We start from the raw sequence: 12,638 nt of genomic DNA, 5'->3' as shown, positions 1-12,638 counted from the left end.
TTTTGCTCTCAAAACATCCCGATAAAAATAGAATTGTTTTTTAAAAAATACTCCGCTAAATCGAAACATGCTGAGTAAAAAAATTATCTTGGTCCTAACTTTATCCCTTCTTCCTGTAGGTTTCGCATTAGCCTTGATCCCCAACGCTCCGCAGAAACGGGAAAAGGAAAAAACGGAAAGGAATCGATCCGCTAAAACTACGGAAAAAGTTTCTTGCTGCGAGTTGGACGACAGATCGCAAGGAGACCTCCGTTTAGTCCGACTTTGCCTTACTAAAACGAATACTAGGATTTTTTTCAAATACGATCATCCTAGTTTTGCATGTACTATTTTGGAGAACGTGACGTTTCGAGATGAGACCGGAAAAGTATACTCTGCCGTTTCTTACGAAGGAATTCCCAGATGTCAAAGTTCGAAAAGCTGGCAAGTGGAAACGTTTTCTTGGAGCTTCGAGAGAATGGATCCGAAAGCCAAAACGTTCGACCTTTTTGAAAAGGAAATTCCGGAATTCCCCGGTGCTTGGAGCTGGAGAGAGATCAGCTTGAAGAATTGTCGCTTCGAGGCGGAATAAGTCTTTGGGAACGAAATTGTAAAAAGGATTTTCTTCCATATGAGTTACTGCGCATACATACGGACCTTAAAAGACGACCAAGCGTTGGAACACCGAATCTATCACGATACCGAATACGGCTTTCCACTCGGAACGGACGACGAACTATTCGAACGGTTGGTCCTGGAGATCAACCAGGCCGGACTTTCTTGGACTACCATCCTCAAGAAGAAAGAGCACTTTCGGACAGCGTACCACGGTTTTTCGATTCGAAAAGTCGCAGGATACAAGCAGAAGGATATCGATCGCTTATTGAGCGACGCCGGAATCATCAGAAACAGATTGAAAATCGAAGCGGCAATACACAATGCGAATGTCATTCTTTCCATTCAGAAAGAAAGCGGAAGTTTTTCCGAGTGGTTGGATTCCCACCATCCCAAATCCAGAGACGAATGGACCAAATTGTTTAAGAAGACTTTCCGATTTACCGGCGGCGAAATCGTTAACGAATTTTTGCTAAGTACCGGATATCTCCCGGGAGCGCACGACTCGAATTGCCCCGTTCATAAAAAGATCGCCCGATTAAAACCCAGATGGATGTCTTCCAAAAGGAAGCAGACAAAAAAAGGATCCGAATAAACTTCGAATTTCATTCCTAAGAAACGGAAAAAGCGGATCGCCTTTCGTTCTTTTTGCTCGCAGAGCGGAATTATTCATTATAATATTGGTTCCGGACACTTTGTCTCTTTTCATATATGAGCTTGAAATCGAAAATCCTGCTGTCAACTTTAACGGTTCTCTTTGCGGTTCCGATTCTATTAAAAGGAAACGAAAAAGAGACTTGTTTAAATTGGGAAAAAGTTTTTCCTAGAGTCGATTCGCGTTTGTCTCTAGAAGTCAGCAGTTTTCATCTTCTACTCGTTCCTCCTTCGTCTGCAATGATGCAAAGTAGAAGATCGGGAGAACTCGTAGCCAAAACGAAAGGTTTTTTTAAACTAGAGAACCGGCATCTGATTGTCGAATTCGATTTTCAGTCCGATGATCCGGACGAATGCAGCCACAACTGTAAAGACCAAAGCCACCGATCTAATTTCAGTGTGAATCCCGAAAACGCATATTCGGTCTGTTTTCAGTCCTGCAAATCGAACGCGGAATTCCGGTACGGAAAAGGAAATTTCAAACTTCCTTTGACTTTTAAGATCTATCAGGATGAAACAGGAAGCATCCGAATCGACGGACTTCGCTACCGGGACCCCGATCCTATTCCTGGAAAAATGGCTTACATTTTTCCCCATTATTTTGCCGGAGATCTCGTAGGCTGCGCTCCTCCCGATATCGACTGGGGGGAATCGTTTTGAGATTTATCCCTCAAGGAATCATTCAGTCACGAAATTTATAAGCAAATTCTAAGAGATAAGTTTGTTATCTTGCTTACATGGAAGAACAAAACTTTCTCCAAGACAGAATCGTTTCTCACCCGTCCATTTGCAACGGGAAGCCGACCCTGAAAGGAACTTCGATACCCGTATTGGAGATTTTGGATCGGATTTTTCTGGGTTTTGGAGCTGCCGAAGTTCTACAAGAATATCCCCAACTGGAAGGGGATGACATTCGCGCTTGCCTAGAATATGCTTCCCAAAGATTGCATTCGCCTCTTCTGGAAAAAGCAATGCAAAAAGATTGGATAGAGAGTCTGAACCCAAACCAAACGGCCCGGAATTAAACGGTTATTTTCTCTCTCCCAAAATAGGCCCGCCGCTTTTCTCCATCATTCTTTCCTTCGTTAGGATTAAATCCTCACGATTGTCCGCCGCCATTTCCGCAGGTCCATCCAGGTAGATTGCTCCTTTAGGGCAGGCTTCTTCGCACAAACCGCAAAAAATACAACGAAGCAGATCGATTTCGAATTTCTTCGCATACTTATCTTCGGGATGAAGATGCTGTATTTCAGGAGTCACAAGTCCGGCTTCGATATGAATCGCGTCCGCAGGACAAATCCACATACAGCAGAAACAACTCGTACACCTTTCCCGCCCCTGTTCGTCGCGTTTCATGCTGTGCATTCCGCGGAAACGGGAGGAATATTTTCTTCTTTTTTCGGGAAACTCCAAAGTAACCGCACCTTTTAAAAAGGCGGCCTTGACGAAATGTTTCAACGTGATCCAGAGACCGTTTCCGATCGAATAGAAATACAGTTTTTGGTACCACGCCAGCTTATGCTTCGCTGCTACGTTGACTACGTTAACGGTTCCCAACGACGGCCTCCTTTCCGGATCTCAATTCGGAGACTCGGTTCAATATTTCCTCAAAGAATTCGCCGGAAGACAAAAGGCCCTTCGGAGGTTCCATGGACTTTTTAAAGTTCTGTTTCCAACCGTTTTTATTCGTAAAGGAACCGGACTGTTCCGAATACGCCTTGACCGGAATTCCGAAAGATGCTTTGGAAACACTCGTATTCAGATTCGTATCCAGTACTATAAGAGTCTTCGGTTTTATTCCATTCAATACCGATTCTGCGTCTTCCTTAATCACAAAAACCAAATCGAATTCCCCTTTTGAAATCGACTCGCGTAAAGCCGTCACACCGGCGTTCGAAACGAATTTCGCCTCGACGGCTCCCTTCGTATTCGGTCTTTCATCCGAAGTCAAAAGAAAATCCACCTGTTCCGGTTCCTTGTATTGGGCGTCCGAAACTCTCGCTTCCATTACGATAGGGACTCCGAATTTTTCCAACGAGGATCGAATGGATTGCAGATTCTCGTTGGATTCCTGTGCCCCTCCTAACACCGCGATCTTCACGGCCTTCGAAATCGAAAGCGCGATTTCTTCGAGTACTTCCGATCCTGTACTCACGGCCCCATTCTTATAATAAGCGAAAAGACGATTCGAATTCAACCATTCTACGTCGAAGCGACCCTTATCACAGAGGAAATATTGGTCCTTTTCTTCATCGACCCTGGGCATATACCGGTACATCTTATTGTCCCGTACGTTCGTATACGTTTTACATCCGGTACTACAACCGGGGCAAACCGATTCCTCGGATTTGTACCACCAAACCCTGGATTTGAATAATGTCTTATCGTTCAACAGAGCTCCGACAGGACAAATATCCGCGAGCGCTCCCTGGTAATTATGAGAGATGGGTTCCTCTTTGGCCAAACCTATAATGGAATGATGGCCTCGCTCGAAAAGACCGAGATTGGATTCCCCGATCATTTCCTCTTCGAATCGCACACACCGATAGCAGACGATGCAACGATTGTGATTAATGATCAGATTGGTTCCGATCTCTTCTTGAGGAATATTGCGTTTTTCTAAAGTAAATCTGGAGTTTCCCTTTCCTGAGTTAAAGGAATTGTCCTGGAGTTGGCATTCACCTGCCTTATCGCAGACGGGACAATCCAGAGGGTGGTTTGCCAGAAGAAACTCCATCGTTCCTTCTCTGGCTTCTTTTACTCTGGGGCTATTCGTAACGATCGAGAGTCCTTCCGCGACCTTCGTATTGCATGCGACTTGTAGACGGGGAATTCCTTCGATTTCGATCAGGCACATTCTGCACATGCCGACTACGGATAATTTCGGATGAAAACAGAAAAAAGGGATATCCACACCGACGTCTTTAGCCGCCGAAATCAGATTCTTCTTTTCGTCGACTTCGTATTCGATCCCGTCTATCTTTATCTTGACCACTCGGACCTCCGTTCCTTCGGCTCCGCCAGGCGCACGTCTCAATGGAATCTTACTATTCCCGATTTGCAACCCGTTTCTTGTCCGGAAAGCGGGAGACAAGAGTCAAAGTTTTAAATCGTCGTAGTAGGCGGGCAGACTGGCCCATTTTTTAAACCAAAGCGGATTCATTGCCCTTTGGTACAAATACGCGTCTACCAGAACAAGGTTCACGGCGGCCTCCACGATCGGTACAGCCCTGGGCAGAACGCAGGGATCATGTCTCCCTTTCGCTTCCAGAACGGTTTCTTCCCGATTGAGATTTACGGTATTTTGTTTTTTAAAGATCGTAGAAGTAGGTTTGAACGCCGCTCGGATCACCAAGGCTTCTCCGTTCGAAATTCCCCCCTGCAGGCCTCCGGACCGATTCGTTCGAGTTCTGACTCGTCCCGATCCTTCTTCCACATAAAACTCGTCGTTATGATTGCTTCCGGTCAAAAGAGTGCCGGCAAACCCGGAGCCGACTTCGAATCCTTTGCATGCGGGAATAGACAGAATCGCCTTAGCTAAATCTCCGTCCAGTTTATCGTACACCGGGTCCCCTAATCCGGGCGGAAGGTGATAAGAGGCGCAACGGATAATTCCTCCGACGCTATCTCCCGCCTCTTTCATTTTAAGGATCAGGTTCCTCATCCTATCAGCCGCAGCCGAATCCGGACACCGAACCTCGTTTCCGTCTACTTCCTCCCTACTACGCGGATATTTTTCCTCCGTAAGATCGGAAGAGATTTCTCCGATCGTATCTACCCAAGCCACTGTGCGGATCCCCAAGTCGTCCTCGAGGATCATTCTGGCAATCGCTCCGGCGGCTACCCTAGCTATGGTTTCGCGGACGGAGGAACGCCCGCCGCCTACATGAGCTCTAAAACCGTACTTTGCTTGGTACGTATAATCAGCGTGAGAAGGGCGGAATGTTTCCCTTAAATTTTCGTAATCTTTGGAGATGGTGTTTTGGTTATCCACGATCAGCGCAATCGGGCTCCCGATCGTCTTACCTTCAAACACTCCGGAAACGATCCGAACCGTATCCGATTCGTCCCGAGGAGTGGTTAGTTTGCTTTGCCCGGGCCTTCTTCGGTTCAAATCCTTTTGGATTTCCTCAAGACGGATCGGAATTCCTGCAGGAACCCCTTCTACGACTACACCGACGGATTCTCCGTGAGACTCGCCGAACGTACTGATACGAAATATTTTACCCCAACTGGAAGGCATACAGTACCAGAAAACAAGAACCCCCGAGCAGAAGAAAGTCCGTTTCGGACAGGCAAGGGAAAAGCGGTCCGACTTACAAAGGCAGATTTCCGAGCTCTAACGCTTTTGCGGTAAATCAAGTCCCGTTTCATCCGAAAATCGGATCATTCTGCGGGGGTTTTTACCGACTCCTCGGAGTCCGTTTGTGTGGACTTAGGAGCGAGGAACTCTCTGGCCTTCTTATCCAAAAATCCGAAGAATTCCGCGTCCAATTCCGGATCTACCAAGTAAATGATCCGTCTCGGATCCGCATTTCTTTCTAGGTTAAAAATCGCCCGCCTGCGATCCAGATTCAGGCTCGTTTTGTCGAATCCGGAAATTCGGAGTTTTCCGTTATTTGCAAAATTCGGCCGGATAGTCCCGATCCTTTCCAGCATAGGTCGTATGGAATTCTTATAGGATTCCCGGATCACGCAGATCTCGAAGTAAACCTTCCGATTGGAGTCTTGAGAAGCTACGATTACATAATCCCCCGTTTTTAAAAACGGTTGGTTCTCGGAGAGGGAAAGACCGACGTGATCGTAAAAATCCTTTAAGGTCTTTTCGTTATATGCGAAAAAACTGTTATTCAGGATCAATTTTAAGGCTTTCACCGCCGCCATCGGTCCTCTCCAAGGCTGCGCAGTGGTAAGGGAGGCAAATTCTCCCGCAATGGAAAGCATTCCAATATCGTCGTAAGAAAGCGCGTTCGATAAAATTCCTCTTACTTGTTTTTGGATATCGTTGACCAACGTGTTTTTCCTATAATCGTCCTTGTACTTCTCTCGATATCCTTGGAGTTTCTGTACCAGAGGCTTGGTCTGAGGATAATTGTTATTGAGCCCTTCCCCTTTATGCGGTCTGTGATGATTCAGCACGATCGACTTTACCGAATCGTCCAGCTCTTGAATATTCGCGATCATAAGATAGCTTATAATGGGATGGTTCTTTATATAATCCAATTCCTCCGATTTCAGATCCGCATGAGTAGGCATCTTCATCTGAGTATAACCGATATCCGCGAGATATGAGGCCATCATAAGATTCATCTGTTCGGCCTTTTTGACGTCCATGTCCGCTTTGGTGAAAGCCTTAGCGGTCCGGACTTTCATGGCCATGGTGATCACGGTACGTTTCGTCAGAACTTCGGAATCAATGGGGGCGCCGACAGTGCTCATCACTTCCAAAATATTGACCAGTCCGGTTTCCATATTCGGTGAAGATTTAAAATCTTCTAATATAGAATCTATGGATTTTCCGACGTCCCGAACCTGGGCGCCCGTGAGAGGATATCTTTTGATTTCTTGGAGAAGGTCGGTCGCTCCTTTCGTGAGATTGACCGTAAGTTCGGGATTGATCAGTCGATCGAAAGAAGGATCGCCGCCGTAACCTCGTCTTCCGGAACCGGGGTTTATCTTCCCGATTTCGGATAGTAAAAAGTAGATCCCTTGTTTTTCAAATTTCTGGAGACGATTGATATCGTCCCCCGTCGCCATATCCTTTTTGTGAATGAGAATCTGACCGTTCTTATTATAAAAATCTACCGGGATAATCCTGTTTTCCCTAAAATGCTGGATTACCTCTTCGGTAAAATCGAATTTTTGCAGGTCTTTGGACGCGTCCATTTTGCGAGAGGAAAACTCCTATTTAAATTATCGGCTTTCTCGCTTATTTCAAAAACGTTTAAACGATCCGAAAATATCGCCGCACTTTAAAACATACGTATGCGTTCAAACCCGAAAAGCTTATGACGCATGTTGGGCGTATATTGGCTTTTGACGAGAAATTTCGTCCTTATCAAACTTGATTCAGGCTACTTTGCAATATATATCTACGAACACGTTCTTCGATCGAAGTACCGGAAAATCCCGCATTCGTACGAGAGTCGGTTAATAGGAAAGTATCCTGAGCGTTATTGGTGGTTCCATCCGTTCGCACTTCGCCGGAGAGAATATTCACTCCCAAATCCTTCAAAACCCCGGTAACAAAGTAGAGTAGTCCTTTTCGATCGGGAGCTTCGAGATAAAATTTTGTAGCCGAGCCATCCGGCAAATCTTCGAACTCAAGCTGAGAATCTTTGCCTAGATAGAAAGTGTTCCGGATATCGATTTCACTGGAAGTCTGGATCATCTCTTCCAAAAGTTTCTCGTCGGAAAAAACGGAAGACATCAAAATCCCGAGTTTGGAGGCTTTAATCCGGGAATCCGTCTCGTCGGAGCGCAATAGAAATTCATCGTAACTGATCATAGAATCGCCTTCCTGCACGGTTCGGATATCTCCGGACAGGATTTCGAAACCCATGAAAAACATGGCTTTTACCATTTTGTGAAGGGTTCCTGGCGCAGTTTCCGAAGTCTTTAAGGTGACCCGATAAACTCCGTATTCTTCTTTATAGTTAAATTCTATCATATACCCGCGCGCTAGGAAAAAACCCAGTTTTCAGCCAGTATCCAGCAAAAACTTGTGTTCGACCCTACGATGGAATCAAGTCTAAAATAGTATAGGACCTTTTTTCCGGATTCTGTCTCGAAAAATTTTTCTTCAATGAGACAGAAGTTTGGTCGAAATCCTTCGCCTTCCGCTTTTCGTCCTTGGCACTTTCTGAATAATAGGAAAATCTTAGGACAAAGTAAAGAAATTAGGTTCTAAAAACCCCGCCGACTCGATACAAAAGGGGACAAATATATGACAAATAAACAGAAATTTAAGGATGGGTTCCGTCTAGGTAAGAACTCGGGAGCTTTCCCCAATACGCCTACCGGAACTCCGAAAGCTCCGCCAGGAAGCCAAGCCGCTAGAGGTTCCTATTCTTCCTCCTTGGGCCCGAATTTAGTCTCGGGAGAACCTTCTCAAGATTCCCCTCTCTTGATTTTATACGGACTCACCCGTTTTTTCCGAAAATACAAGTTCCAGCTCGGCATCGTTCTCGCCCTTTTACTCGTAGAAATTCTGGTTTATTCTACGATCCCGTTCTCCTTTAAATTCCTAATAGACGACGCAATCATCGGCAAGAACCAAACCGTACTCTACGTAACGGGAATTTTCCTAGTCACCGGAACCATTTTGATCACAGCCGTAGGAACGATTCGTGATTACTTATACAATTGGGTCTCCGCTAAAGCGATTCGCGACATGCGGGAAGAATTGTTTCTACATTTGCAGCGTGTCAGTCTTGATTTTTACGGGAATGCACGGATGGGAGATATCCTTTCCCGCTTTTCCTCCGATCTATCCGCTTTAGAAAACGCGGTCCTGGCCGCTATTCCTTGGGGGATCTCTCCGATTCTGGAAGCGATCTTCGGTACTGCTCTTTTATTCGCCCTAGATTGGAAATTAGGAGCGATCGCTACCTTAACTTGGCCTGTCACTTTCCTAGGACCGATCTTCTTTTCCAAAAAATCCACCCAAGCAAGCTATGATAGGAAAGGAGAAGAGGCGAAAGTGTTGAACGCGGTGGAGGAATCCGTATCCGCACAAAACCTGATTCGGGTCTATGACCTAGACAAACTCTTTTGGGAAAGGTTCCGGAGCAATTGTGATCGATTGTTCAACGTATCTCTACGGTTAGGTCTTACGAATTCGTTTTTGGAACGTTCCGCATCCGGAGGAATCCTATTACTTCAGGCAGTACTCCTGATCTCCGGCGCCTGGTTCGCATTTCACGGAATGGTAAGCGTCGGAGCCTTGGCTGCATTCTTACCTCCCTTCCTGAATCTAAGCTATTCCTTACTTTATGTTTCCCAGTATTTTCCCACTCTGAACCAAGCTAGTGGCTCCGCTAAGCGCATATTGGAAATATTGAGAACTCCCGTTTTCGATCAGGACGCAAATCGAGCGATTTCTCCCTCCGAATTCAGAAACATGATCCGGTTAGAGGATATTCACTTCCGATATAAAGGAAGAAATAAAAATCTGAACGGAATCAACCTGGAAATTCCGAAAGGAAGTTACACCGTAATCCTGGGACCGAGCGGTTCCGGCAAAAGTACGATCTTTAAAATGCTGCTTGGAATGGTAGAACCGAACCAAGGCAAGGTCACTTTGGACGGCATGGACTTGGACAAAATCCATCGTCCGGCATTGCACTCTTTGATCGGAATCGTGTTCCAGGATACGTTCCTCTTTCATACTTCTATTCTGGAGAATATTCGTCTAGGAAGCCCGAACGCAAATGCGGAAGACGCTATCGAGGCGGCTAAACTCGCGGAAATACACGATTTTATCACTTCCTTGCCGGACGGCTACGAGACGATCGTAGGGGACAAAGGCACAAGACTATCCGGGGGAGAAAAGCAAAGGATCGCTCTTGCAAGAGCCATGATCCGAAATCCGCAGATCCTTCTACTGGACGAGGCTACTTCTGCACTGGACCCCGTTACTGAAGCGAGAATCCTCAAAACTCTACAGAAATTGCGGGAAGGAAGGACCATCGTTTCCGTCACTCACAGGTTGACTGGGTTGCATTCCGCAGATCAGGTTTTAGTCATGAGAAACGGATTGTTGGAACCTTACCCTTCCACGGAAGACGAACCGACTCCGATTCCGGCTATCGGTCTTTGACGGAATTTCCGACGACGATCGGCAACTAGGTTGATTTTAAAGGAACCGATTTTTTCCTACTCCTATTATGCTAAAAGTGCCTACGTACGTCGCAGAATCTCCGATCGGAGGATTGGGACTCTTCGCGGGAAGAGACATCGAACCCGGAGAGTTAATATGGGAATACCATCCTAAAACCGTCTGGATCCTTACGGAGGAAGAGGTCGCTTCTTTTCCCGCAAGATTGAAGGAATCGATTTTTACGTATTCTTATTTGTACGAAGGCAAATGGTTTTTCTGCGTGGACAATTCGCGTTTTATGAACCACAGCGACGATTCCAACACTCTCGAAGACAAGACCGGAGTTTCCGGAAGCAGCAACCCGATGGGAAGAGATCGTGCGGTTCGAAAGATCCTAGCGGGAGAGGAACTGACCTGCAACTACAAACAGTTCGATCAAAATTGGAACGAAAAACTTCCGCCTCAATAATCGATCTTTAAGTCTTTTATCTTCTTATCCAGCGTGTTCCTATTGATGCCTAGGAACTTCGCGACCCGGGTTTTGGTGTACTTGAATTTCTTCATAGCGTACTTTATCAACCGAGCTTCCACCTCTCCGACCACAACCTCCATGGCACGCCCGTCCAAGGCATCCAAATGAGCGGGAGAAAAACGAGAACTCGCGACTTCTAAAGAAGTGTCGGGATCTCCGACATCGATGGCTTCTCCTTCGTCCCCGTATAGGATACGACCGTTGATTTCGGAAAAATCCTGAATGTCCAGCATCTCCGACTGGGAGAGCACGACGGCTCTTTCTATTACGTTTTCCAATTCCCGGACGTTGCCTGGCCAATTATAACTCATCAGCAGCTTATGCGCTTCCCGCGTAATTCCCTTGATCTTCTTCGTATTCTCCGCAGTGTATTTGGAGATGAAATGATTGATAAGCAACGGAATGTCCTCGGGACGATCCCGCAACGGAGGAGTGAGCATATTCACCACGTTTAAACGGTAAAAAAGATCGGCGCGAAAGAGTTTTTGCGCGATCAACTCTTCCAGATTCGCGTTCGTCGCCGCTATGATCCTGACGTCTATCTTCTTGGGTTTCACGGAACCGACCGCTTCTATTTCCTTTTCCTGAAGCACTCGTAAAAGTTTCGACTGAAGGTTCAGATCCATTTCTCCGATTTCATCCAAGAAAATCGTTCCGGTATCCGCCATCTCGAATTTCCCTTTTTTGTCGGCAACCGCCCCGGTGAACGAGCCTTTCTTATGCCCGAACAATTCCGATTCCAACAGATTCTCCGGAATTGCGGCGCAATTGATCTTGATAAAAGGTTTATCGGAGCGTGAAGAGTTGTAATGGATCGCCGACGCGATCATTTCCTTTCCCGTTCCTGATTCCCCCGTAATTAAGACGGAAGCTCTGGAATCGGATACCAACTGGATCATTTCGAAAAGTTTTTCCATCGGTTTGGATTTCCCGATGAGAGAACCGAATTTATATTTGTTCTTCAATTCTCGTTTGAGAAGAACGTTCTCTCTGGAAATCTCGCGTTTTTCCTCGTCGATCAGTTTCTGGATTCGGATCGCCTGATATATGATGGACGCAACCACTTGTAGAAAGTCCAAGTAGGTCTTTAAATCCACGTATTTCTTATGAACGAAGAATACGCTCACTACTCCCAAAACGTCCGTATCCGATTTGATCGGTGCCGCTAAAAAACTTACGTTCTCAGGATTGTTCTTAAAGTGGGTCATGTTCCCCATACGATTCAGGAAGTTATCGTCGTTTACGATCGATTCGACGATCATCGCTTCTCCCGACTCGTAAACTTTTCCAGTGACTCCCTCGCCCGGAAGATAAACTCCTTTTTCCATCTCTTCGGCAGTCAGCCCGTACGCACCCGTCAGCTTCAGGATATTTTTTTCCGAGTCGAACAGAACGATGGATCCTCTTTCCAGGTTCAGGGACTTATCCAACCTTTCCATGATATCGTCGAAGATTTCCTGCAAAATGAGTGTGGAAGTGACCGTGCGAGAGATATCGATGAGTACTTGCTGGATTTTGTTCTTCTGTTCCAGTTGCCTAAAGGTCTGCAGGTTTTTGAAAATCTGCGCCGCCATATTCGCCAGGGTAGAAACCAATTCCAAATGCTCTTCGGAAAAGGCCTGTTTGCGGCTGGAGTCCAATGAAATGACACCGATCACTCCGTCTTCTACGATCATAGGTACGGCTAGCTCGGAAAGTATGTCGTCCTTTATGGAAATATAATGCGGGTTCTGAGTGACATCGTTTACGATCATTCCTTCCCCGGACGCTGCAACAATTCCCGTGATCCCTTCTCCTACGCGCAACTTTACTTTCGTACGAACGGAAGGATTCATTCCGCGGAAGGTTACGATATCCAGAACCTCGTCCTGGCGGTTGATCAGCATAAGAGAGCCGGAGCCCACTTCGCATATTTGGATACATCTTTCCAGGATCAAATCCAGAAGACGATCCGGATCCAGAGTGGAATTCATTGCGGTTGCCACTTCTTGGATGTGGCGAAGGGGACTGGGCTTTACGTAACCTGACATCTGCTTA

12 protein-coding genes are annotated in these 12,638 nt (G+C 46.2%); 6 read left to right on the top strand and 6 right to left on the bottom strand.

Annotated features, from left to right (window positions below; genetic code table 11):
* Nucleotides 1–67 precede the first annotated feature (67 nt).
* The 4 genes from EHO60_RS05785 (at nt 68) to EHO60_RS05770 (ending at nt 2,273) form a co-directional block, all read left to right on the top strand.
* A complete protein-coding gene (locus EHO60_RS05785; protein WP_135767204.1) occupies nt 68–571 on the top strand; it encodes a hypothetical protein in 504 nt (167 codons plus the stop codon).
* Nucleotides 572–610: 39 nt separating this feature from the next.
* The gene (locus EHO60_RS05780; RefSeq protein WP_135767203.1) at nt 611–1,189 is read left to right on the top strand and encodes a DNA-3-methyladenine glycosylase I; all 579 of its coding nucleotides are present in this window, start codon (nt 611–613) and stop codon (nt 1,187–1,189) included.
* A gap of 116 nt (nt 1,190–1,305) precedes the next feature.
* The gene (locus EHO60_RS05775; RefSeq protein WP_425460270.1) at nt 1,306–1,908 is read left to right on the top strand and encodes a hypothetical protein; all 603 of its coding nucleotides are present in this window, start codon (nt 1,306–1,308) and stop codon (nt 1,906–1,908) included.
* Between the two features lie 77 nt (nt 1,909–1,985).
* Nucleotides 1,986–2,273 (top strand): DUF433 domain-containing protein, encoded by a 288-nt coding sequence (locus EHO60_RS05770; RefSeq protein ID WP_135767202.1) that lies wholly within the window; start codon nt 1,986–1,988, stop codon nt 2,271–2,273.
* Nucleotides 2,274–2,277: 4 nt separating this feature from the next.
* Here the strand turns inward: EHO60_RS05770 and EHO60_RS05765 are convergent, their stop codons facing one another.
* From EHO60_RS05765 to EHO60_RS05745, 5 genes are all read right to left on the bottom strand, one after another.
* Nucleotides 2,278–2,805, bottom strand: a complete 528-nt coding sequence (locus EHO60_RS05765; RefSeq protein WP_135767201.1) for a NuoI/complex I 23 kDa subunit family protein — start codon at nt 2,803–2,805, stop codon at nt 2,278–2,280.
* Complete coding sequence (locus tag EHO60_RS05760) at nt 2,792–4,243, bottom strand: NADH-quinone oxidoreductase subunit G (protein ID WP_135767963.1); 1,452 nt, start codon at nt 4,241–4,243, stop codon at nt 2,792–2,794. The genes EHO60_RS05765 and EHO60_RS05760 overlap by 14 nt, the downstream gene beginning before the upstream one ends.
* A gap of 102 nt (nt 4,244–4,345) precedes the next feature.
* Nucleotides 4,346–5,491 carry a chorismate synthase gene (gene aroC, locus EHO60_RS05755; protein WP_135767200.1) on the bottom strand — a complete coding sequence of 382 codons (1,146 nt, stop codon included), beginning with the start codon at nt 5,489–5,491 and terminating at the stop codon, nt 4,346–4,348.
* A gap of 143 nt (nt 5,492–5,634) precedes the next feature.
* Nucleotides 5,635–7,134 carry an HD domain-containing phosphohydrolase gene (locus EHO60_RS05750; protein WP_135767199.1) on the bottom strand — a complete coding sequence of 500 codons (1,500 nt, stop codon included), beginning with the start codon at nt 7,132–7,134 and terminating at the stop codon, nt 5,635–5,637.
* 172 nt (nt 7,135–7,306) lie between these two features.
* Nucleotides 7,307–7,918, bottom strand: coding sequence for an ACT domain-containing protein (locus EHO60_RS05745; RefSeq protein WP_135767198.1), 612 nt, complete (start codon nt 7,916–7,918; stop codon nt 7,307–7,309).
* Nucleotides 7,919–8,194: 276 nt separating this feature from the next.
* On the opposite strand from EHO60_RS05745, the gene EHO60_RS05740 reads away from it, so the two are divergent.
* Nucleotides 8,195–10,069 (top strand): ABC transporter ATP-binding protein, encoded by a 1,875-nt coding sequence (locus EHO60_RS05740; RefSeq protein ID WP_135767197.1) that lies wholly within the window; start codon nt 8,195–8,197, stop codon nt 10,067–10,069.
* 67 nt (nt 10,070–10,136) lie between these two features.
* Complete coding sequence (locus EHO60_RS05735) at nt 10,137–10,538, top strand: SET domain-containing protein (protein ID WP_135767196.1); 402 nt, start codon at nt 10,137–10,139, stop codon at nt 10,536–10,538.
* On the opposite strand, the gene EHO60_RS05730 is transcribed toward EHO60_RS05735, so the two are convergent.
* Nucleotides 10,532–12,574: a sigma-54-dependent Fis family transcriptional regulator gene (locus EHO60_RS05730; protein WP_135767195.1), complete on the bottom strand. Its 2,043-nt coding sequence runs from the start codon at nt 12,572–12,574 to the stop codon at nt 10,532–10,534. The two genes, EHO60_RS05735 and EHO60_RS05730, sit on opposite strands and share 7 nt — an antisense overlap.
* Nucleotides 12,575–12,638 lie beyond the last annotated feature (64 nt).

Source organism: Leptospira fletcheri (assembly GCF_004769195.1).
Lineage (GTDB): Bacteria > Spirochaetota > Leptospiria > Leptospirales > Leptospiraceae > Leptospira_B > Leptospira_B fletcheri.
The sequence above is the reverse complement of the archived record's forward strand: the minus strand, read 5'-3'. Positions and strand labels throughout refer to the sequence as shown.

What these genes read in the sequence shown, in the direction of transcription:
- EHO60_RS05735 (WP_135767196.1), top strand. Translation starts at nt 10,137, where the DNA reads ATGCTAAAAGTGCCTACGTACGTCGCAGAATCTCCGATCGGAGGATTG.
- EHO60_RS05740 (WP_135767197.1), top strand. Translation starts at nt 8,195, where the DNA reads ATGACAAATAAACAGAAATTTAAGGATGGGTTCCGTCTAGGTAAGAAC.
- EHO60_RS05745 (WP_135767198.1), bottom strand. Translation starts at nt 7,918, where the DNA reads ATGATAGAATTTAACTATAAAGAAGAATACGGAGTTTATCGGGTCACC.
- EHO60_RS05780 (WP_135767203.1), top strand. Translation starts at nt 611, where the DNA reads ATGAGTTACTGCGCATACATACGGACCTTAAAAGACGACCAAGCGTTG.
- EHO60_RS05785 (WP_135767204.1), top strand. Translation starts at nt 68, where the DNA reads ATGCTGAGTAAAAAAATTATCTTGGTCCTAACTTTATCCCTTCTTCCT.
- EHO60_RS05730 (WP_135767195.1), bottom strand. Translation starts at nt 12,574, where the DNA reads ATGAATTCCACTCTGGATCCGGATCGTCTTCTGGATTTGATCCTGGAA.
- aroC (WP_135767200.1), bottom strand. Translation starts at nt 5,491, where the DNA reads ATGCCTTCCAGTTGGGGTAAAATATTTCGTATCAGTACGTTCGGCGAG.
- EHO60_RS05750 (WP_135767199.1), bottom strand. Translation starts at nt 7,134, where the DNA reads ATGGACGCGTCCAAAGACCTGCAAAAATTCGATTTTACCGAAGAGGTA.
- EHO60_RS05770 (WP_135767202.1), top strand. Translation starts at nt 1,986, where the DNA reads ATGGAAGAACAAAACTTTCTCCAAGACAGAATCGTTTCTCACCCGTCC.
- EHO60_RS05775 (WP_425460270.1), top strand. Translation starts at nt 1,306, where the DNA reads ATGAGCTTGAAATCGAAAATCCTGCTGTCAACTTTAACGGTTCTCTTT.